General features: G+C 60.0%; 17 protein-coding genes. 6 read left to right on the top strand and 11 right to left on the bottom strand.

The features are described 5' to 3' along the window. Positions 1–285 precede the first annotated feature (285 nt). The 10 genes from CKW18_RS31320 to CKW18_RS05465 form a co-directional block, all read right to left on the bottom strand. The gene (locus CKW18_RS31320; RefSeq protein WP_141233074.1) at positions 286–1,818 is read right to left on the bottom strand and encodes a calcium-binding protein; all 1,533 of its coding nucleotides are present in this window, start codon (positions 1,816–1,818) and stop codon (positions 286–288) included. Between the two features lie 225 nt (positions 1,819–2,043). After that, positions 2,044–5,637, bottom strand: coding sequence for a glycosyltransferase (locus tag CKW18_RS05505; protein ID WP_095187839.1), 3,594 nt, complete (start codon positions 5,635–5,637; stop codon positions 2,044–2,046). 117 nt (positions 5,638–5,754) lie between these two features. Continuing rightward, positions 5,755–7,323, bottom strand: a complete 1,569-nt coding sequence (locus tag CKW18_RS05500; RefSeq protein WP_095187838.1) for a flagellar hook-associated protein 3 — start codon at positions 7,321–7,323, stop codon at positions 5,755–5,757. 13 nt (positions 7,324–7,336) lie between these two features. Further along, the gene (flgK, locus tag CKW18_RS05495; RefSeq protein WP_095187837.1) at positions 7,337–9,382 is read right to left on the bottom strand and encodes a flagellar hook-associated protein FlgK; all 2,046 of its coding nucleotides are present in this window, start codon (positions 9,380–9,382) and stop codon (positions 7,337–7,339) included. Positions 9,383–9,406: 24 nt separating this feature from the next. Then, positions 9,407–10,711 carry a flagellar assembly peptidoglycan hydrolase FlgJ gene (flgJ, locus tag CKW18_RS05490; RefSeq protein ID WP_095187836.1) on the bottom strand — a complete coding sequence of 435 codons (1,305 nt, stop codon included), beginning with the start codon at positions 10,709–10,711 and terminating at the stop codon, positions 9,407–9,409. Positions 10,712–10,722: 11 nt separating this feature from the next. Next, positions 10,723–11,811 carry a flagellar basal body P-ring protein FlgI gene (locus CKW18_RS05485; protein ID WP_095187835.1) on the bottom strand — a complete coding sequence of 363 codons (1,089 nt, stop codon included), beginning with the start codon at positions 11,809–11,811 and terminating at the stop codon, positions 10,723–10,725. 27 nt (positions 11,812–11,838) lie between these two features. Beyond that, positions 11,839–12,534 (bottom strand): flagellar basal body L-ring protein FlgH, encoded by a 696-nt coding sequence (gene flgH, locus CKW18_RS05480; protein WP_064390830.1) that lies wholly within the window; start codon positions 12,532–12,534, stop codon positions 11,839–11,841. Between the two features lie 52 nt (positions 12,535–12,586). Further along, positions 12,587–13,372, bottom strand: coding sequence for a flagellar basal-body rod protein FlgG (flgG, locus tag CKW18_RS05475; RefSeq protein ID WP_095187834.1), 786 nt, complete (start codon positions 13,370–13,372; stop codon positions 12,587–12,589). Between the two features lie 45 nt (positions 13,373–13,417). Then, positions 13,418–14,158 carry a flagellar basal body rod protein FlgF gene (locus tag CKW18_RS05470; RefSeq protein WP_095187833.1) on the bottom strand — a complete coding sequence of 247 codons (741 nt, stop codon included), beginning with the start codon at positions 14,156–14,158 and terminating at the stop codon, positions 13,418–13,420. Positions 14,159–14,469: 311 nt separating this feature from the next. After that, positions 14,470–16,029, bottom strand: a complete 1,560-nt coding sequence (locus tag CKW18_RS05465; RefSeq protein ID WP_095187832.1) for a sigma-54-dependent transcriptional regulator — start codon at positions 16,027–16,029, stop codon at positions 14,470–14,472. Between the two features lie 382 nt (positions 16,030–16,411). On the opposite strand from CKW18_RS05465, the gene phhA reads away from it, so the two are divergent. The 6 genes from phhA (at position 16,412) to CKW18_RS05440 (ending at position 20,775) form a co-directional block, all read left to right on the top strand. Further along, positions 16,412–17,203 (top strand): phenylalanine 4-monooxygenase, encoded by a 792-nt coding sequence (phhA, locus tag CKW18_RS05460; RefSeq protein ID WP_095187831.1) that lies wholly within the window; start codon positions 16,412–16,414, stop codon positions 17,201–17,203. Between the two features lie 69 nt (positions 17,204–17,272). Continuing rightward, positions 17,273–17,629 carry a 4a-hydroxytetrahydrobiopterin dehydratase gene (locus CKW18_RS05455; protein ID WP_095187830.1) on the top strand — a complete coding sequence of 119 codons (357 nt, stop codon included), beginning with the start codon at positions 17,273–17,275 and terminating at the stop codon, positions 17,627–17,629. Further along, entirely contained in the window at positions 17,629–18,822 is a 1,194-nt protein-coding gene (locus CKW18_RS05450; protein WP_095187829.1) for an amino acid aminotransferase, read from the top strand. The genes CKW18_RS05455 and CKW18_RS05450 overlap by 1 nt, the downstream gene beginning before the upstream one ends. 269 nt (positions 18,823–19,091) lie before the next feature. Continuing rightward, a complete protein-coding gene (locus CKW18_RS30905) occupies positions 19,092–19,223 on the top strand; it encodes a hypothetical protein (protein ID WP_016987951.1) in 132 nt (43 codons plus the stop codon). Positions 19,224–19,292: 69 nt separating this feature from the next. Further along, entirely contained in the window at positions 19,293–19,475 is a 183-nt protein-coding gene (locus CKW18_RS05445; RefSeq protein WP_042558181.1) for a hypothetical protein, read from the top strand. Between the two features lie 103 nt (positions 19,476–19,578). Next, the gene (locus CKW18_RS05440; RefSeq protein WP_095187828.1) at positions 19,579–20,775 is read left to right on the top strand and encodes an MFS transporter; all 1,197 of its coding nucleotides are present in this window, start codon (positions 19,579–19,581) and stop codon (positions 20,773–20,775) included. On the opposite strand, the gene arfB is transcribed toward CKW18_RS05440, so the two are convergent. Then, positions 20,772–21,185, bottom strand: a complete 414-nt coding sequence (arfB, locus tag CKW18_RS05435) for an alternative ribosome rescue aminoacyl-tRNA hydrolase ArfB (protein ID WP_095187827.1) — start codon at positions 21,183–21,185, stop codon at positions 20,772–20,774. The two genes, CKW18_RS05440 and arfB, sit on opposite strands and share 4 nt — an antisense overlap. Between the last annotated feature and the right edge of the window lie 31 nt (positions 21,186–21,216).

Here is a 21,216-nt window from a genome sequence, read left to right as displayed (position 1 = left end):
CTGGTCGATCAGCTCTTTTGGAATGGACGGAAGGTCACGCTTGGCCTCACGGGCCGGTTTCTTTTTGGTTGGCATACATGCACCTCTGCAGCATGTTATGCCCGAACACAAAATTAATGACACTCCCGGCGTTTGCCAAAGGAAGTCGACCGTCAGGGCGAAACCGCCAGCCGCCACCCCCCAAAAACCGGATATTCACCCCCCCCCAAAAAAAACCCAAAAAAAAGGGATGAGTCCGCCAGCGAACCCACCCCTTTCATTGCCCGATATCAACAGGCCAAGCAATCAGCCAAACAGAGCAAACGCATCACCACTGCCTGGCAACTCAAACGCCTGACCATCCGCCGTCTGAATGTGCTCAATGGTATTGAACCCCGCATACCACCCCGCCAGTTTCACACCGTTGTCCGGCACACCGACGCTGCCGTCATTGGCGCTATGCAGGTAAGCATCATCGCCAATACGCGTGACGTTCAATTGGCTGGCATTGGCAATGGTGTTGAGGATCAGGGTGTCGTTAATGTCCAGCCCCTCGTCCTGAATCGTTACCAGACCGGTGGTGTTCACCACATAGGTGTCATCGCCCTGTCCACCATACGCAGCGCCACCAGCATTCGACTGGCCGGCGAGGTTGAGGATCAGCACATCGTTGCCCTGGTCGCCGAACAGTGTGTAATGGCTGCCCGCGCCCGTGAGTACATCATTGCCCTCTCCACCGCTGACCCAGGTAAACAGACCGTCGCGCGCACCGACGATGACATCGTCACCCGCGCCCCCGAACAACGTGTCCGACTGCCCGGAGGTGTCGAGACCGGACGCCAGACCGCCGTAGATGTAATCGTTGCCATCGCCACCGTGAATCCGGTCGTCGCCCGCCCCACCTTCCAGAAGGTTGTGGTCCGAGTTGCCTTCAAGCACATCGTTGAACTGGCTGCCGCGCAGACCTTCGATATCGATGTAGACATCGTGAAACGCAATCCCACTCTGCACGCCCCAATTCAGCGAAGCACTCAAACCTTCAGTACTGTCGTCGTAGCTGACGATGTCGGTACCGGCACCGCCCTCAAAGTTGTCGGCACCCGCTCCGCCGTACAACACATCATTGCCGGCACCCGAGACGATGGTGTTGTTCTCGTCATTGCCATAACCGACAAAGTCAGCACTGCCGGTATAGGTCAGGTTTTCCACGAACGCACTCAGCCTCAATTCAGAGAGGCTGGTGTACACGTGATCGGTACCGCCCATGAAACCGTCGTCATCCTCGATCGTTACACCCGTGCTGTTGATCACATACACATCGTCACCGCGCCCGCCGGCGACGATCACGCCACTGGCGTTCACGGTGAAGTGGTCAGCACCGCTGGAGCCGATGACCTTTTCCACATTGAGCAGCGTATCGCCGGCAGCGCTGGCGCCACCGCCAATCACGACGTTGGCCGAATCGAAAGCGTAGCGATAACTCACAGTGTCATAACCGTCGGCGCCATCGATGACCATCGAGCCTTGATGGCGATAAATCACATCATCGAAGCCCGAGCCTTGAATCGCTTCAATGCTGGTGAACGTGTCGCCATAGGCAATGGTCAGCCCGTCATGGTTGGTGAAGTCTTCGACTCGTACGCCCTCAAGGCTGTCGCTGTAGCTGACCGTATCGAAGCCATCGCCACCGACGAACTGGTCGGCACCCGCACCGCCCCACAGCCAGTCGTTGCCAGCACCGCCCTGCAAAACATCATTCCCTTGCAGTCCATAGAGTTGGTCATCGCCATCAGTGCCCACCAGGACATCCGCTTCACCCGTTCCATCTATCACTGCCATTTGCTTCTTCCTTGCGTTGTTGTTAAACCGGATTCGCCCTGCACGGGAGATGTCAGACGACGATGCAATCGCTGACCGGCAGACGAACGAATAGAAAGGTATCGACCACAAAATTCCAAACCTTGAGGCCCAGGTTCGTATTGAGCATGAAGGGAGGGGAATCGCTGCATTCAGCGACAAAAAAGGCGACCCTCTCAGGTCGCCTTTTCAGTGTGGCTTTACAGATCAATCCGCCAGCCAGCCATATTCCCAGTACCGCAGGTTGTCGCCACGCAACACGTAATCGCGCAGTACCACTTCACGTAATTCGTCACCCTGGCGGTAGCTGGCATCCGGGTCGGCCAGGTGCATGCGGATTGCTTGCAGCCACTCGTCCGTGGTGTTGGTCTTGATCCGCGTGCACGGCAAGTAACCGCGATAGGCCTCAGTGTCGGTGCAGATTACCGGGTAGCCGCAAGCGCCGTATTCGAGCAGGCGCAGGTTGCTCTTGCAGTCGTTGAAGACGTGAAATTCCAGTGGCGCCAGGGCCAGGTCCAGGTTGAGACTGGCCAGTTTTGCCGGGTACACGTCCAGGCCGATCACGCCGTGGAACTCATGCATATACGGAAGCAGATCGTCCGGGCACATGCCGAAGAACACCCACTCGACTTCGTTGGCCAGTTCGCGAACCACGTCGGCGATTACCGCCAGATCACCGTGGTGACTGGTGCCGCCGCCCCAGCCGACCCGCGGTTTTTTCGAAGTACGGCGCTGGCTGTGCAGGTTGCCCCACAAGTCCTGGGCCAGCATGTTCGGTACCACACGAATGTCGTGGTGCATGTCCGACAGCACGTTGGCCAGTGGCTGAGTCGACACGACCACGCGATCACACAGACCGATCGCACGCCGCACCATGCGCTCCATGTCCTGCTTGCTCGGCATGTTGCGGATATGTGCATTGCGGTGGGGCACGTCGATGACATAGTCATCGAGCTCGAAGATCCGCCGCGCATTGAAGAATTTCTTCAGCGGTGGAATTTCATCGATGGCGTGTTCCGAGTAGCGCCCTTGCAGAACGATCACGTCGGGCGCCTGACGCTCGATATCGATGATCGACGGCAAGCCGTAGCAAATACGTCCTTGCGCCCTGTTGGCCGCTTGCAGTTCGATCATCGGCTGGCTAATGCGGTAATGGCCAATGGCAGAGGCGTTGATCGGCACCACGAGCAGATTAGGCAACTGCGCCTTGGAAAACGCACTCCAGCCGGTGCGCATGCCCGGCTCAAGACTGAAGTTGGTGGCACCGACGCCCTGTAACGTCAGGTTGATGTTGTAGGCCGGGTCACGCGCAATCAGCGGCAGCCAGCGCTGGTGAAACGTGTCTTTTTCCTCGGCGAGCAGCGCTTCCTCATCAGTTGTGGCGGCAATACTTGGCCGTGCACCGACCGCCACCACGGCATGGGGATTGAGCACCACCAGATAACCTTCGCGGCCGATGCGCAGGCAAAGATCGGCGACATTGAGCGCTTGCTTGAACACTTGCTCATCGAGGCCGCCAACCGCTTCGAACACCGACTTGCGAATGATCAGGCAATCGCCGCCAACGGCACTCAGATCGTGCACGGCCTGCAAGCGGTGCATGTACCCTTCCGACTGCATCGGCTGGCCATAAAACGGCAGGCCGACCGCCCCGTTCAAGCCAAGAATCAGGCCGGCGTGCAGCACAGCGCCGTCCGGGTTGAACAGTTTGGCGCCGACCACCCCGACTTCCGCGCGCTGTGCGTGGTTGAGCAGTTCGTCGAGCCAATCGCCCTCGGTGATCACCGCAAACGCATTGAGCACCAACACGTACTCGCCGCGTGCTTGCGCCACGGCAAAGTTGTGCACGGCTGCCGCATTGCCTTTTTGCGGGTAGCGGGCGACGCGAATCCGCTCGCCGCCCAGTTGCGCCATGCCGTCCAGCCAGGCAAGCGCTTCGGCGCTTTCACTGCCGTTATCGACCAGCAGCAATTCGTATTCGGTGTAGGCGGTTTTTTCCAGCAGTGTCTCGACACAGCGCTGCACTGCGGCCGTCTGGTCCTGAGTGACAATGATCACCGACACCAACGGACGCCGAGCATGGTGATAGTCGACACGATTGAGCAGATCACGGCTGCCGCGACGGATACTGTGATCTATCCCGAGGCGCTGCAAATGCGCTTCAAGCAGCCGTGGACTTTGCGCTACCACGCCAGGCTCGGTGAGCCATTGCGACAGATCGAACTTCGACTCCAGCAGCACTTCGTCGATGTGCCCGACAACCTGCAAGCCGTCACTTTCGACCATACGCCAGAGCACGTCATGGGGCGCCAGTTCAGCAAATGTCGCGGTAAACCCGCCAAGCGCCAGAAACCGTTCGCGCTGGAACGCCAGCGCACGGCCGACGTAGGGGTAGCTGCGCATCAGGTCAAGGTTGAAATCCGGCTTGAACGCAGGCTCTGCCGACTCGCCACTGCGCAAGCTGCCTTCGTCGCTGTAAATGCACGTCAGCGACGAAGAATGCGCAATCCGGTCGGCCATGACCAGCAGCGCCGGCGCCACCAGGCGATCGCCGGGCTGCAACAGATAGAACCAGTCGGCGCCTTCCAGTTGCGGCAGCAACGCGTTGATCTGCTCCAGCCCGTCATCCTGCAATGGCATGCGGAACACCCGCCCATCGAGCTGCGCCTCGGTGCAGGAAACGGACAGCACCAGGATCAGTTCCGGCGGGTAATCCTGAGCATCGAGCGCCTCCAGAGTACGCTGCAAACCATCGCGACTGCCCTGCCCGTCAATGATGATCGGCACGATCCGTGGTTGGTGCGACCAGCCAGCGAGGGTTTCCGGCAACCACTTGCGCTGCGCCTCGGTAAGCACCCGGCATTCGAGCCACTGAGCGTAGAGCTCGTCGAAACTGAAGCTGTCGACACCGACGCCCAATTCCTGACGACTCTGTTTGGAGCCGAGTGTGCGACTCAAGGGCAGTTCTTCCCAAACCCGCGGAGAATCCTCGGCCTTGGTCAATGGCACATAGCGCACCCACCCCTGAGCAGGAGCCGACTCGCCGCTGCGGGCCTTGAGCATTTGCGAAAGCCATTCGCGCTCGATCTCTAACGCATCTTTCATCGGCTGCTGTGCGCTCAACCGTTCCGGGTAGAGTCGCTCGACACTCAATACGTTGTTGGACACCGCCAGATTGCCGCGGCGCAACAGGCAGACATACAAGGCAAAATCCAGGGACGCGACGAAGCAGGCGCCCTCCTCGGTCAATGCCGGCAGTAACTCGACGACGTCGGCACGACGAAACAGCGCATTGCTGAAGCCGCCGAGCACATTGACCGGGAATTTTTCGAAGATGCTCAGGACATCGTCGCCCTTGAGAATGCCGCTGACCGGCGTCAGTGAGGTGTTTTCCAGACGTGCCGGCAGGATGATGTCGTTGGCATCCCAGAGCAGCCGCTGCGCCGTCACCAGACTGACTTCGGCGTGACGCATCTCGTGGGCTTGTTGCTCGATGCAGGCCGAATAAAGCAGATCGTCGTCACAGAGAAACTTGATCAACTCGCCGCGCGCCTGATCCAGACAGGCTTTCAGGTTGCCGACCAACCCCAACGTGCGCGGATTGCGCACATAACGCACGGCAACGCCGGTCTGCTCGGTGACCGCATCAACGATGTCTTTGATTGCGTTGTCACGACTGTCGTCGCACACAATGATTTCAAAATTGCCGTAGCCCTGACTGACGGCGCTGTGCAATGCGCGCTCGAAAAAGCGCGGATTGAAAGCGGGAATGACGAGGCTGACAAGGGGAAGTGAATTCACGGCGGACTCGCAAGCGGTGGGAACCCGCCCGGAACAGCGAGCCCTCTGAATAGCGCAAAAAAAGACATTAAATATTCAAGCGTCGCAGCAAACGGGCGCTGACGCGCCCGATTACCGTCAGATCTTGTTGAACAGCCCCAACTGGCTGATCTTGCTGAACGCCAGTTGCGAAGCCTGCAACATGGTCTGTTGCAAGGTCAGGCGCGTCATCACTTCAGCTGGATCAGAATCGCGGATCGAGCCTTGGGTCGTGGTATTGGCCATGCTCAGGCTCTGGTTGGTGACCGTTTGCATTTCCAGCGACTGACCACGGGCACCGATCGAGGTAACAGCGGTGCCGATCTGATTGGCGGCAGCGTCGATGTTGCCGATGCCGGCCTCCATGGCGCCCTGCAGCTTCTGCTTGGCCACCGGATCACCATCGACCGGCGTGTTCAGCGCAGTGACCATCTGACCCAGAGTGTCGAGGACGTTCTGCGTCTGATGATTGTTGGGCTTGATCGAAAACTGATCACCCGCTACCGGTGCACTGCCCAATGCGAAGGTCACGCCGGCAGCGGTAGCGTTGCTACCTGCGACGGTGCCCGACGATACCGGCTTGCTGTCAGCAGTGACCGGCGCGGCATACAGATCGAACGCCGTGGCGCTGGTGAACTTGAGAACCGCGCCACCCTGCGGGAACGCGTCGGTGTACGCCGACTGGTTGGTGATGCTGGATCCGGTGATCACCGCAGTCGACGCATTGCCCGGGCTACGCGCAGTGGTGAAGGTGTCAGGCGTGGCTGCCAACTGGAAGCTGTGTCCGGCGATGACTGCGTCCGGGTTGGTATCACCTGCTTTGAGGTTGATGTTCAGCTTCATGTCGACGCCACGGAAGCTGACGGTCTGGTTGGCACCGTTGGAGTTGCTGATCAGGCCGTTCTGGCTGGCTTCAGCCGTCACGTCGTTGCCCAGGGCATCAGTGATTTTCAGCTGGGTGCTGCTGACGAAAGCGACGGTGTATGGCTGACCACCGGTGAACTTCGAATTATAGGTAGCAGCCGTGCCAACAGTACCGTTGGACAGTACGACGCGACCGTCATCCACCGCCGGGGCGGTCATGGTGACGTTGGTGCGGGCGGTATTGATGGTCTGCTGGAAGGCATCCCAACCGGTGGTGTTGGTGCCGACCGCCAGGCCATCGCCGATGCCCAGGTTGATCGTGGTCTGGTCGCCGTTGTAGCTGAAGGTACCGTCGGTGTTCTGCGAGTACGGCGCGGTGTCGGTTTTCGAACCGGAGAACATGTAGTTGCCATCGGCATCCTTGGAGTTCATCAGGCCCAGCACTTGTTGCTGGATCTGCCCCAGTTCCGCAGCGTAAGCCTGGCGGTCCTTGTCGGTGGCGATGCCGTTGTTAGCAGCCAGGGACAGATCCTTGGCGCGCGCCAACGCGGTGGTGATGGCATCCAGCGTGGATTCCTGCACGGTCAACGCACTTTTGGTGCTGTTGATGTTGGTGGTGTACTGATCCAGCATCGCCGCCTGCTGACCCAGTTGCAGCAAGCGACCGGCGCCGACCGGATCGTCGGCCGCGGTGTTGATGCGTTGCAGGCTGCTCGCCTCGCTGGCGGTGGCGATCGCCTTGTTGAAGTTACGCTGATAATCCGAAGCTTGCGTTCCGTAATACTGAGCGGTGGAAATGCGCATGAATTACGACTCCTTAAAGGCTGTTGATCAGCGTGGCGAAAGTTTCCTGCGCAGCTTTGATGATCTGCGAAGACGCTGTGTAGTACTGCTGGTATTTGACCAGGTTGCCGGTCTCTTCATCCAGGTTGACCCCGGACAGCGAGTCACGCGCACCGGCGGCCTGCGTCAGGATCGCCGTGGTGGCTTCGCTGTCGGACTTGCCTTGCGCGGTCTTGGTGCCAACGTTGGTCACCAGTTTGTTGTAGGCGTCAGTCAGGCTGATGCCCTTGCTCGCCGAACCGGTGTCGACGGTTTGCTTGGTCTGCAAGCCAACCAGCGCCTGAGCGTTGCGGTTATCCGAAGACGCCGCGCCGGTCAGGTTCATGGTGAAGGTTTCACCGGATTTCGGCGTGCCGCCCACCGTGGTCTGCACGGTGAAGGTTTTCTGCACGTTAGGCGTGACGCTCGTGTCCAGCACCGGGTTGCCGCTGGCATCGACAATGCCCACTTTCAGGTTCAGGGTGTTGGCTTGCCCCGGAACGATGGTGCCGGAGCTGATGGTCCCGCCCTTCGCGTCGACGAACTTGTAAGACTGACTGCCGCCGCTCGGATCGCCAAACACCAGTTTGACCGGTGTCGAATTCTTCAGCGCCGCCTGCATATCGGCCTGGGCAGTCGGGTTGTAGATGTTGATGGTGTCGCTCAGCGTCGGCTGGGTGTAGGTGCCCAAGCCGGCGGCACTGGCGACCCCGGTCAACGGGCCCGCTGCAGCGATTTTCTTCGGATCGGTGAGTACGGTCTGAATGCTCGCCGCTGCGTTACGGGTCGGGGTTACCTTGAAGGTGTCACCCGCACTCAACGCACCGCCATTAAGCGCCAGCGTAAAGCCATCGATCACCGGAGGTGGATTGGTGGTGGTGCTGAATGCGCCCAGGTCGGTGCCGTCGGAGCGCTTGACGGTGTAATCGGTAGCGCTGGTGAACGTGACCTGGTAATCGCTGGTGGTCAGCTTGCCGCTGTCCTTGATGGTCACGTCAAGGTTGCCCGAGCCTGCGCTGTTGCCATCCTTCGCAATGCTGCGCTGGCTGATCAGCGCAGCACTGTTGATGTTGTTGAAAATCGCCGCACCGAAGTCACCGTTCTTGTCGATGCCCTGGGCTTGCTGGCTGTTGATCTGATCGGCGACGACCAGCGCCACACGCCCCAGCTCGTTGAGCGACGGGTCGAGGACTTCATTACGGTAGGTCAGCAGACCACCGATTTCGCCGCCGCTCATTGCCGAGGTGATGTCGATGGTGCTCGAACCGCGGTTCATCTGGATGCCCAGGCGCGTTGGATCACCTTTACTCGGTACGGTGCTCAAGGTGTTGGTGCTGTTGCCAATCACCAGCGGCTGACCAGTGCCGATGTACACGTCGAAACTGGTGCCACGCTCAACGACCTGCGCGCCGGTCAGTTCGGACAACTGGCGTACGGCCTCATTACGGCTGTCGAGCAAATCGTTTGGCGCGCCGCCGCTGGTGGAAATCTCACCGATCTTCTGGTTGAGCGCGGCAATCGAGTTGGCCAGTTTGTTCACCTGGGCCGTCATGTCGGTCAGGCTGCCGTTGATCGTGGTGTTCTGATCGTTCAGCTGTTTGGCAATCGAGTTGAAACGGCTGGTCAGTGCCTGCGCGCCGGTCAGTACCGATTGACGAGAGGTGTCATCGGTGGCCGAGGTCGCCACACCTTGCATCGAGGTGAAAAACTTCTGCAGCACACCGGTCAGGCCTGTATTGACGTCGGACAGTGTGCCGTCCAGTGGCTTGGCTTGCGCCAGATACGAGGCCGCTTCGCTGTTGAGCGAGGTCGCCGTGTGCAACTGAGTTTCCAGGTACGAGTTATACACCCGGCGCACATCGGCCAGGGTCGTACCGGTGCCGATGAAAACATTGCCGAACTGCTGCGAGGATTTAGTGCCCTGCACGGTTTGCTGGCGTGAATAACCGGCGGTGTCGACGTTGGCGATGTTGTTACCCGTCGTAGCCAAAGAGGACTGGCTAGCCGACAGCCCCGACATCCCGATATTGAGCAAACTCATGGTTCAGACCTTATACCTTGTGCCTTATAAAGGCGTGGTGGAAACGCCCGCCGCAGCGTAGTTTTCAAAACTGTTCATCTGCTTGGCTATCTGCGAAATCTTGCTCGCGTAGTTCGGGTCGGTTGCGTAACCGGCCTTTTGCAACTCGCGTACAAACTGTTCTGGGTTATCGGCCGACTTCACAACATCTTGATAGCGATTGTTGGTCTGCAGCAAAGTCACCAGATCGTGGAAGCTGTCCTTGTACGAGGCGTAGGAACGGAACTCGGCCGTCTCCTTGACCATCGCGCCATTACGGAACTCGCTGGTGATCGCCCGGGCCGAATCGCCCTTCCAGTTGCTGCTCGCCTTGATGCCGAACAGGTTGTGGCTGCTGCTGCCATCCTGCGCACGCATGACCGATTTGCCCCAACCGGTTTCCAGTGCCGCTTGCGCCACCAGGTAGCGCGGATCGACGCCGATACGGTCGGCGGCTTCCTTGGCCATCGGCAGCATGGTATTGACGAACTGGTCGGCGGAGCTGAACGCTTTTTTCGCCGGCGCCAGTGGAATCTGCGCCATGGCGCGGCCGTAAATCTGCATCTGCCCGCCGGAGGCTTTATCGGCCTCGGCACGGGCCAGCCAGTCGCCGTTGTACAACGGACCCGCGCCGGTCGCGACGGCGGTCGTGGCGCGCGGCAGTAAGGTATTGGGCGCAGGCGTGGCGTTCGTCGTCGCCGACGGCACTAAACCTGCGAGCAGACGATCAGCCAGTTTCGGCGGCAAGGCCAGACGACGCTTGTTGATCATTTCCATGTCATTGCTGTGAGAAATGCCGGCGCTGTTCGACACACGTCCCGAACGCGATGCCCACAGCGGACGCTCGCCATTGACGCGCGACAACGGGCCGTTGATAGCGGTGGTGCCCGCCGCAATCGGCGTGACCACAGCAGCCGCTTTCTCCCGGGCTTCTTGCTGTTTGGCGGCGGATGCGGCAGCAGCCTCACCCGGCGCCATCGGTTTGTTTTTCTGCATCTGGCGCAACAGCACGTCTGCCAGGCCGATACCACCGCCCTCGCGAGACATGGAAATGGCCAGTTGCTGGTCGGACATTTCCTGATATTGCTTGGCGGCCGGGGTGTTGAGCGGGTTGTCCTGACCGAGTGTCTCGGTGGCCGATCGCATCGACTTGAGCATTTCCCCGATGAACAGCGATTCGAATTCCTGCGCCACTTTGCGCATGTTCGCATCGCTGTTCTTGTCGCCAACCTTGAGCTGGTTCAGACGATTGAGGTCGGAGTACGAACCCGAATCAATGGTGCCAGCCAGACTGCCCTTGCGCATATCCATGTTCGCTGTCCTCAGATCACGATCAGGTCGGCTTGCAACGCGCCGGCCTGCTTCAGCGCTTCAAGGATCGCCATCAGGTCACCCGGTGCCGCGCCGACCTGGTTCACCGCACGGACGATCTCGTCGAGCGTAGTGCCCGGGCCGAACTTGAACATCGGCTTGGCTTCCTGCTCGGCATTGACCCGCGAGCGCGGCACAACAGCGGTCTGGCCGTTGGACAGCGGGCCTGGCTGGCTGACGATCGGGTCTTCGGTGATGGTTACAGTCAGGCTGCCGTGGGTCACCGCGGCTGGCGAAACCTTCACGTTCTGGCCGATGACGATAGTGCCGGTACGCGAGTTGATGATGACTTTCGCCACGGCCTGACCTGGATCGACTTCGAGGTTTTCCAGGATCGACAGGTAGTCGACGCGCTGGCTCGGATCAAGCGGCGCGGTGACACGGATCGAACCACCGTCGATGGCTTGCGCCACGCCAGGGCCGAGCATGTCGTTAATCTTGTCGACAATGCGCTTGGCGGTGGTGAAGTCGGAACGGTTGAGGTTCAGCGTCAGGCTGTTGCCCTGATTGAAACCGCTCGGTACCGAGCGCTCTACCGAAGCACCACCGGGAATGCGGCCGGCCGACGGAACGTTGACGGTGATCTTCGAACCGTCACGCCCTTCGGCATCAAAACCACCCACCACCAGGTTGCCCTGAGCGATGGCGTAGACGTTGCCGTCAATACCCTTGAGCGGGGTCAGCAACAGGGTGCCGCCCCGCAGGCTCTTGGAGTTACCGATCGAGGACACCGTGATATCGACCTGCTGACCCGGCTTGGCAAACGCCGGCAGATCGGCACTGATCGATACTGCCGCGACGTTTTTCAACTGCACGTTGCCCGATCCCGGCGGCACCTTGATGCCGAACTGCGAGAGCATGTTGTTGAACGTCTGCAGGGTGAACGGCGTTTGCGTCGTCTGGTCACCGGTGCCGTTAAGCCCGACCACCAGGCCGTAACCGATCAACTGGTTGGAACGCACACCGGAAATGCTGGCGATGTCTTTCAGCCGCTCGGCTTGTGCATTGAAGGCCGCCGACAACATAACGGCGGCCAGCATGAGGCTCTTGAAATTCAACGTAGCCACCTAGAAAGGGAACAGCGGGCTGAGGAAGAAACGGTCGAACCAGCCTGGCTGACTCGTATCGGCAAACGCGCCGGTACCCGAGTAGGTGATGCGTGCATCGGCGACCCGGGTCGACGACACGGTGTTGTCCGTGGCGATGTCATCGGCGCGCACCAGGCCGGCGATGCGAACCAGTTCGTCACCGGTGTTCAGCGTTAGCCACTTCTCGCCGCGCACGGCGATGATGCCGTTGGGCAGCACGTCAGCGACGGTCACGGTGATCGAACCGGTCAGGCTGTTGCTCTGCCCCGACTTGGCGTCGCCCTTGGTCGAACGGTCGGCGCTGTAGCCGGCGTTCAGGCTCAGGTCGTTGCTGCCGATCGGGTTGTTCGTCGTCAGACTGGAACCGAATAACGACGTCAGGCCGATCTTGTTATCGCTGTTCTTGTCCATTTGCGAGTTGGCGTTCTTGCTTGCCTGGGTGCGCTCGTTCAGGGTGATGGTGATGATGTCACCGACCCTGAACGCCTTGCGATCGCTGTACAGGTTCTGTTCGAAGCCGGCCTGATAGATCGAGCCGTTGTTGGCCGCAGCCGGCAACGGCGTGCGCGGCAACACCGGGGCGTAGTAAGGGTCATTGGGCTTGGGCGTCGGAGCGACGCAGCCCGCGAGCGAGACGACCCCACCCAATGCCAGAACAGATACAAAGCGTTTCATGACCCTACCTCACGGTATTGCTGGCGACCTCATGGCCGCCCCATAGACTTGATTACAGATTCTGCGTTACGAACGAGAGCATCTGGTCGGCGGTGGAGATCACCTTGGAGTTCATCTCGTAGGCACGCTGGGTGGTGATCATGTTGACCATCTCCTCAACGGTGCTGACGTTGGAACCTTCCAGAGTGTTCTGCAGCGTGGTCCCGAAACCGTTCAGACCCGGCGTACCGATTTGCGGTGCACCGGAAGCTGCGGTTTCCAGGAACAGGTTGTTACCCACCGCTTGCAGACCGGCCGGGTTGATGAAGTCGGCGGTTTGCAGGTTGCCGATCACCTGAGCGGCCGGGTTGCCTGGCACAGTGATCGACACGGTGCCGTCGGTGCCGACGGTGAAGCTCTGAGCGTTGTTCGGGATGACGATGGCAGGCTCCAGGGCGAAACCGCTGGCGTTGACGATCTGGCCATTGGAGTCGAGGTGGAAGGTACCGTCACGGGTGTAGGACGTGGTGCCGTCCGGTTGCAGGATCTGGAAGAAACCGCGACCGTCCACCGCCATGTCCAGCGGGTTTTCGCTGGTTTGCAGGCTGCCGGCGTTGAAGTTTTTCTGCGTGCCGACGATGCGCACACCGGTACCCAGTTGCAGGCCCGACGGCAGTTCGCTGTCTTGGGTCGACTGGGCGCCTGGCTGGCGTTTGATCTGGTACAGCAGGTCCTGGAACTCGGCGCGGTCACGTTTGAAGCCCGTGGTCGAGACGTTCGCCAGGTTGTTGGAAATGGTGGTCAGGTTGGTGTCCTGGGCGGACAGACCGGTTTTGGCAACCCATAGAGCCGGAAGCATTCGATTCTCCTCGTGCGCCTGTTTTACGGCGCGACGTTCTGATAATTAGCTGATCTGCAAGACCCGAGCCATGGCCTGGTCGTCGTCTTTGGCGGTGTTCATCATCTTGACGTGCAGTTCGAACTGCTTGGCCAACGCCAGCACCGAGGTCATTTCTGCCACGGCATTGACGTTGCTCGACTCAAGGAAACCCGACACCAGCTTGACGTTGGCATCGGCCGGCGCAGGCTGGCCGTCCTTGGTGTAGATCGAGCCGTCGAGGCCCTTGTTCATGTTCTTGATGTCCGGGTTGACCAGTTTGATCCGATCGACTTCGGCCATGACACGCGGGCCTTCGCCCATCGCACGAATGCTGATGGTGCCGTCTTCACCGACTTCGATCTGCTGCTCGGGCGGCACGGCGATCGGACCGCCATTACCCATCACCGGCATACCGTTACCGGCACGCAGCACGCCGAGGGCGTCGACGTTGAGGCTGCCGGTGCGCACGTAGCTTTCGCCGCCGTTGGGGTTCTGCACGGCAATAAAGCCGTTGCCGGTCACGGCGACGTCGAGGTCACGCCCGGTCTGCACCAGCGAACCTGCGGTGAAGTCAGTGGCCGGACGTTCGCTCATGGCAAACGCACGCGCCGGAAAGCTGTCACCAAACACCGGCATCGAACGCGCCTGCTCCAGGTCGCGCTGAAAGCCGTTGGTGGAGATGTTCGCCAGGTTGTTGGCATGAGCCTTCTGCGCCAGTGCGTTCTGGCTGGCGCCGGTCATTGCCACATAAAGGTACTTGTCCACACTCTTTCCTCTGCATGCCGGACGTTTGCCGTCCACCGCTGTACTGCTGAGCCACAAGCAATTTGCAGACCAACTTTTTTCTGGCGGCGCGCGGCCCGGTAAACAAAGGACTTGGGGGAGATTTAGAGGATTGGGGAAATGTATCGAAGTCGAAAAACCGGCGGTGTTATGCCGGTAGGTGGCAATGTCTGGCGCTGGTGTTGCCTGGACTATCGCTTTCGCGAGCAGGCTCGCTCCCACATTTGAAATGCATACCCCTGTGGGAGCGAGCCTGCTCGCGAAGAGGCCATCACTACCCACACATGTTTGGGTTACGACTCGGTTTTGCCGACTTCATACTCACGCAGCTTGTTGGCAATGGTCGTGTGCGAAACGCCAAGACGCTTACCCAACTGCCGACTGCTTGGATGCTCGGAATACAACCGCTCCAGCACCGCTTTTTCGAAGCGCCCGACGATTTCGTCCAGCCCACCCTCCAGCGAAAAATCGCCTAGCGGCTGACGCACGCCGTAGTCCGGCAGACGAATATGCTCGGCCTTCACCGTGCCGCCATCGCACAGCGAAACCGCCTGAAACAGCACGTTCTCCAGTTGCCGCACATTGCCTGGCCAGTGGTAATGACTCAGACGCTCCATTGCCGCCGGTGCCAGTTTCGGCAGCGCGCAACCGATCTGCCGACTGGCCTGATCAAGGAAGTGCTCGACCAGCGGCGTCAAACCGTCAAGGCATTCGCGCAGCGGTGGAATGTGCAGCGACAGCACGTTCAAGCGGTGATACAAATCCTGGCGAAACTCGCCCCGCGCGCACAACTCGGACAAGTCCACCTGCGTCGCGCAGATCACCCGCACATCGAGATAAACCTCTTCGTCACTGCCGACCCGACGGAAGCAACCGTCTTGCAGAAAGCGCAACAATTTGACTTGAAGGCGCGAGCTCATTTCGCCGACACCATCGAGAAACAGCGTACCGCCCGCCGTCAGCTCCAATAGCCCGAGCTTGCCTTCGGCACGCGCCCCTTCGAACGCACCGGGGCCGTAGCCAAACAACTCGGTCTCGGCCATCGACTCCGGCAGGCCCGCGCAGTTGAGCGCCATCAAAGGCGACTGCCCGCGCGGACTGGCGAGGTGACAGGCCCGCGCCAGCAATTCTTTGCCGGTGCCGGTTTCGCCTTCTATCAATAGCGCAGCGTCGAGTGGCGCCATACGGCGCGCTTCACGCACCACCGCCGCCATGACTTTCGAGCTCTGGAAGATACTGTCGAAACCGCGCAACTCCTGCTTGCGCACGTTGTAAATGCGCTCACCAACGCGATCAGCGCGATGCAGGGTCAGCACGGCCCCCGCCATGGCTTCGCTGTCGTCATGCTCCGATTGCAGCGGTGCGATGTCAGCGAGAAAGACGTCGCCCTTGACCTTCACGCGCATGCCGTTGATTCGCGATTTGTTGGCACGCACCAACTCCGGCAAGTCGAAGTCTTCAGCGTAGCGCGACAGCGGAATACCCGGTACCTCGTCGACCCGCACGCCGAGCAACTGCGCGGCCGCACGGTTGGCCGCGACGATCGAGCCGCCCATATCGATCGACAGCACCGGAAATTCCAGCGCACCGAGCAGTGCGTTCAATTCCATGTGCCGTCGCTCGCTGGGCATCAGCCCTACCCGCTTGACGCCAAACACCCCGGCAATCGCTTCGAATTTCGGCCGCAAGGCCTGGAACTGGAGATTGATCAGGTTCGGGCAATGCAGATAGATCGCGTTGCCATGCTCGCCACCGACCTCACCGCGGGCCACGTTGATCCCGTACTCCACGAGCAGATTGAGGATGTCGCGCAGGATGCCGATGCGGTTCTGGCAGTGGACTTTGATGCGCATATAAAGAGGCCCGACGAGGATGAGCGGTTAAACACAATCCCTGTGGGAGCGAGCCTGCTCGCGAAGGCGGTGGCACTTCAGCATTGATGTGCCAGACAGATCGCCTTCGCGAGCAGGCTCGCTCCCACAGGGCTTAGCGCCAGACTTTTCTGTCGAGGCGCGCAGATAGTTGTCAAGATTATGTGACAGCCACAGCCCTTTTCAAACCTGCAAATCACCACAAACGCGTGATATCAGCCAAACCGTAACGATTACTTTACGAATTCCACGGAAATTTCCTACGCGGTCGCGATCCAACCTACTGCACACCCTCCCACTCTCGGGTAATCCTGACCCCATCGCTGGACATAACAAGAACGAATTCCCCTAGCAGGAGAGCAGTATGAAGCAGACGCAATACGTGGCCCGCGAGCCCGATGCGCAAGGTTTTATCGACTACCCCGCCGAAGAACACGCGGTGTGGAACACGCTGATCACTCGCCAGTTGAAAGTGATCGAAGGTCGTGCGTGCCAGGAATACCTGGACGGTATCGAAAAACTCGGTCTGCCCCACGACCGCATTCCGCAACTGGGCGAGATCAACAAGGTGCTCGGCGAGACCACCGGTTGGCAGGTCGCCCGTGTCCCGGCGCTGATCCCCTTCCAGACCTTCTTCGAATTGCTCGCCAGCAAGCAATTTCCGGTGGCCACTTTCATTCGCACCCGCGAAGAGCTGGACTACCTGCAAGAGCCGGACATTTTCCACGAGATCTTTGGTCACTGCCCGCTGCTGACCAACCCGTGGTTCGCTGAATTCACCCACACCTACGGCAAGCTCGGCCTGCAGGCCACCAAAGAAGAGCGCGTGTACCTGGCGCGCCTGTACTGGATGACCATCGAGTTCGGCCTGGTCGACACCCCACAAGGCAAACGCATCTACGGCGGCGGCATCCTGTCCTCGCCGAAAGAAACTGTTTATTCGCTGTCGGACGAGCCTGAGCATCAGCTCTTCGATCCGCTGGAAGCCATGCGCACGCCTTACCGCATCGACATCCTGCAACCGCTGTACTTTGTCCTGCCGAACCTCAAGCGCCTGTTCGACGTGGCCCATGAAGACATCATGGCCATGGTCAGACAAGGCATGCAGCTGGGTCTGCATGCGCCGAAATTTCCGCCAAAGCCGAAAGCGGCCTGAGCAGAACCCGCTCGCGACTTGCGTGCAAAGATAGTAATTTCCAACAAGAATCGAATTCAGGAAACCACCATGTCCACATTGAACCAAGCCCACTGCGAAGCCTGCCGCGCCGATGCGCCACAAGTCAGCGACGAAGAACTGCCGATCCTGATCAAGCAGATCCCTGACTGGAACATCGAAGTACGCGACAGCATCATGCAGCTGGAGAAAGTTTTCCTGTTCAAGAACTTCAAGCATGCGCTGGCCTTCACCAACGCCGTCGGCGACATCTCCGAGGCCGAAGGTCACCACCCGGGCCTGCTGACCGAGTGGGGCAAAGTCACCGTGACCTGGTGGAGCCACTCGATCAAGGGCCTGCACCGCAACGACTTCATCATGGCCGCGCGCACTGACGAAGTGGCCAAGACCGCAGAAGGACGCAAGTAATGCACTTCGACGCCATCGGCCGGGTACCCGGCGACCCGATCCTCGGTTTGATGGAGGCGTATGCGCAGGACAGCAATCCGCGCAAATTCGACCTCGGCGTTGGCGTCTACAAGGATGCCCAAGGCCTGACACCGATCCCCGAGGCGGTGAAAATCGCCGAGGCGCGACTGGTCGAAAGCCAGGACACCAAGACCTACATCGGTGGTCACGGCAATCCGCTGTTCGGCAAAGTCATCAATGAGTTGGTGCTTGGCTCCGACTCGAAGTTGATCGCCGAACAACGTGCCGGCGCGACCCAGACGCCGGGCGGCACCGGTGCCCTGCGTCTGGCGGCTGACTTCATCGCGCAGTGCCTGCCCGGCAAGGGCGTGTGGCTGAGCAACCCGACCTGGCCGATCCACGAAACCATTTTCGCCACGGCCGGGGTCAAGGTCAGTCACTACCCTTACGTGGGCAGCGACAACCGCCTCGACGTCGACGCCATGCTCGCCGTGCTCAATGACGTGCCCAAAGGCGATGTGGTGCTGCTGCATGCGTGCTGCCACAACCCGACCGGTTTCGACCTGAGTCACGACGACTGGCGGCGTGTGCTGGAGGTTGTGCGCAACCGCAACCTGCTGCCGCTGATCGACTTCGCCTATCAGGGTTTTGGCGATGGTCTGGAGCAGGACGCGTGGTCGACCCGACTGTTCGCCGCCGAGGTACCGGAGCTGCTGATCACCAGTTCTTGCTCGAAGAACTTCGGCCTGTATCGCGACCGCACCGGTGCACTGATCGTCTGCGCGAAAACCGCCGACAAGCTCATCGACATCCGCAGCCAACTGGCCAACATCGCCCGCAACTTGTGGTCGACGCCACCGGATCACGGCGCCGCGGTAGTCGCCACCATCCTCGCCGATCCAGATTTGAAAGCCCGCTGGGCGGACGAAGTGGAAGCCATGCGTTTGCGTATTGCGCAGTTGCGCAGTGGCTTGGTCGAAGCACTGGAACCGCACGGCTTGCGCGAACGCTTTGCGCACATTGGCGTGCAACGCGGCATGTTCTCTTACACCGGGCTGTCGCCGGAGCAAGTGAAACAACTGCGTGAGCATCACAGCGTGTACATGGTCAGTTCGGGACGGGCCAACGTTGCCGGCATCGACGCTACGCGCCTTGCGCTGCTGGCCGACGCCATCGCCAGCGTCTGCAAATAGTTACTGCAACACACCACCCTGTGGGAGCGGGCTTGCTCGCGAAGGCGCAGTGTCAGTCGACAATCAAGTTGCCTGATACATCGCTTTCGTGAGCATCCCCGCTCCCACATTTGTTTTGCGCTGACCTTTTGTTTCTGCTCCCTGCGGCCATTTGTCGCAATAATTCGAATTAAAAGTCTGATTGTCATTTTTCCTGCTGTATCCTGCGCAGGCTTTCTAAAAGCGCGGATCTACCAGATCTATCAACAGACTTAGCGAGGAGCGCAACCATGCACGAGATTCCTAATCTCCCCTTCCCAAGCCTGCACGTACCTGAGCAGACGACCACGCAACAAGCCGGCGCGGGGCAGCCCGAACCGAAAGAAGCCGTTGAGAGCCGCCCGGCCGACAACGAAGAGTAAGAACCGCCGTACAGACCGTGTGGAAAGCGCTAACATGCGCTTTCCACACTGCCTGAACCCGAGCCCGCCATGACCGACGAATTCTCCGAAAGCCAAGCTGCCGTGCTGATCGGCGCCACTGAGAAAATGATCGAGATCTGGAGTCGTCTCTCCCCGGAGAAACAAGCCGCCCTGCTCGCCCGTTTCGGCAGCGAGGAAAATGCCCTCGCCGCACTGGTCACCACGCAATTGGTCGCCCCGGCCAAACCGTAAATCCGCCATCCGCTAAATAGTTTTACTTTTCCCCGCCCCTGACCCGATCTCGCCGGTATCATAAGCAGCCTATCTAATCCTGCTTTCCCGTGGATCGTTCCCCATGTCGTCCTCATCCGAACCCCAGCGCCCCTTGGCGGTCACGCTACAAGTCGTTTCCATCGTTCTCTTCACCTTCATCGGCTACCTGAACATCGGCATCCCGCTCGCGGTACTGCCGGGCTATGTCCACAGCGACCTGGGCTTCGGTGCGGTGATCGCCGGGCTGGTAATCAGCGTGCAATACCTCGCCACCCTGCTCAGCCGTCCGTACGCCGGCAAGATCATCGACAACCAGGGCAGCAAACGTGCAGTGATGATTGGCTTGGCCGGTTGTGGCTTGAGCGGCGTGTTCATGCTGATTTCGGCATGGACGCCGAACCTGCCGATGCTCAGCCTGATCAGCCTGTTGATCGGCCGACTGGTGCTGGGCAGCGCGGAAAGCCTCGTCGGTTCAGGCTCGATTGGCTGGGGCATCGGCCGGGTTGGCGCAGCGAATACCGCGAAAGTGATTTCCTGGAACGGCATCGCCAGTTACGGCGCATTGGCCGTCGGCGCACCGTTCGGCGTGTGGCTGGTCGGCCAGTTGGGTTTGTGGAGCATGGGCGTCAGCATCATCCTGCTCGCCGCACTGGGCCTGCTGCTCGCGTGGCCGAAAACCGCTGCGCCGATTGTTGTCGGTGAACGCCTGCCGTTCATGCATGTGTTGGGCCGCGTGTTCCCCCATGGCTGCGGACTGGCGCTGGGCTCGATCGGCTTCGGCACCATCGCCACCTTCATCACCCTCTATTACGCGACTCAACATTGGGACAACGCGGTGTTGTGCCTGAGCCTGTTCGGCGCCAGTTTCATTGGCGCGCGACTGCTGTTTGGCAACCTGATCAACCGTCTCGGCGGCTTTCGCGTGGCGATTGCCTGCCTGTCGGTGGAAACCCTCGGCCTGTTGCTGTTGTGGCTAGCGCCCGATGCGCATTGGGCTTTGGCCGGCGCGGCATTGAGCGGTTTTGGTTTCTCGCTGGTATTCCCGGCGCTGGGTGTGGAAGCGGTGAACCTGGTGCCAGCCTCCAGTCGTGGTGCGGCAGTCGGCGCTTATTCGCTGTTCATCGATTTGTCGCTGGGGATCACCGGGCCACTGGCCGGGGCAATTGCGGCAGGATTCGGTTTCGCTTCGATCTTCCTGTTCGCCGCCCTCGCCTCATTGAGCGGTCTGGCGTTGAGCGTGTATCTGTACAAGCACACGGCGAAATATCGCGAAGACTAGAAATCCACCTTGCCACGCCCGGCCTTGATGCTGCCGCGCTTGGTTTTCGATTCGAGCCGGCGCTTCTTCGAACCGAGAGTCGGCTTGGTCGGACGGCGTTTTTTTTCGACTTTGGTGGCACTGAGGATCAACTCGACCAGACGCTCCAGCGCATCGGCGCGATTGGCTTCCTGCGTGCGATATTGCTGAGCCTTGATGATCAACACACCGTCGCCGGTGATACGACTGTCGCGTAACGCCAGTAGCCGCTCCTTGTAGAACTCGGGCAAGGACGAGGCCGGAATGTCGAAGCGCAGGTGCATGGCGCTGGAGACTTTGTTGACGTTCTGCCCACCGGCGCCTTGCGCGCGAATGGCCGTCAATTCGATCTCGGCATCCGGCAGATGCACATTGTTGGAAATCACCAGCATGGAAAAGCGTCCGTATTCAGAGCGCACAGGA

The organism is Pseudomonas sp. Irchel 3E19 (genome assembly GCF_900187585.1).
Lineage (GTDB): Bacteria > Pseudomonadota > Gammaproteobacteria > Pseudomonadales > Pseudomonadaceae > Aquipseudomonas > Aquipseudomonas baetica.
The sequence above is the reverse complement of the archived record's forward strand: the minus strand, read 5'-3'. Positions and strand labels throughout refer to the sequence as shown.

Coding starts and splice junctions, on each gene's coding strand:
- flgH (WP_064390830.1), bottom strand. CDS start 12,534: ATGAAACGCTTTGTATCTGTTCTGGCATTGGGTGGGGTCGTCTCGCTC.
- CKW18_RS05445 (WP_042558181.1), top strand. CDS start 19,293: ATGACCGACGAATTCTCCGAAAGCCAAGCTGCCGTGCTGATCGGCGCC.
- arfB (WP_095187827.1), bottom strand. CDS start 21,185: ATGCTGGTGATTTCCAACAATGTGCATCTGCCGGATGCCGAGATCGAA.
- CKW18_RS05455 (WP_095187830.1), top strand. CDS start 17,273: ATGTCCACATTGAACCAAGCCCACTGCGAAGCCTGCCGCGCCGATGCG.
- CKW18_RS05450 (WP_095187829.1), top strand. CDS start 17,629: ATGCACTTCGACGCCATCGGCCGGGTACCCGGCGACCCGATCCTCGGT.
- CKW18_RS05440 (WP_095187828.1), top strand. CDS start 19,579: ATGTCGTCCTCATCCGAACCCCAGCGCCCCTTGGCGGTCACGCTACAA.
- flgK (WP_095187837.1), bottom strand. CDS start 9,382: ATGAGTTTGCTCAATATCGGGATGTCGGGGCTGTCGGCTAGCCAGTCC.
- CKW18_RS31320 (WP_141233074.1), bottom strand. CDS start 1,818: ATGGCAGTGATAGATGGAACGGGTGAAGCGGATGTCCTGGTGGGCACT.
- CKW18_RS30905 (WP_016987951.1), top strand. CDS start 19,092: ATGCACGAGATTCCTAATCTCCCCTTCCCAAGCCTGCACGTACCTGAG.
- flgJ (WP_095187836.1), bottom strand. CDS start 10,711: ATGGATATGCGCAAGGGCAGTCTGGCTGGCACCATTGATTCGGGTTCG.
- flgG (WP_095187834.1), bottom strand. CDS start 13,372: ATGCTTCCGGCTCTATGGGTTGCCAAAACCGGTCTGTCCGCCCAGGAC.
- CKW18_RS05465 (WP_095187832.1), bottom strand. CDS start 16,029: ATGCGCATCAAAGTCCACTGCCAGAACCGCATCGGCATCCTGCGCGAC.
- phhA (WP_095187831.1), top strand. CDS start 16,412: ATGAAGCAGACGCAATACGTGGCCCGCGAGCCCGATGCGCAAGGTTTT.
- CKW18_RS05500 (WP_095187838.1), bottom strand. CDS start 7,323: ATGCGCATTTCCACCGCTCAGTATTACGGAACGCAAGCTTCGGATTAT.
- CKW18_RS05485 (WP_095187835.1), bottom strand. CDS start 11,811: ATGCTGGCCGCCGTTATGTTGTCGGCGGCCTTCAATGCACAAGCCGAG.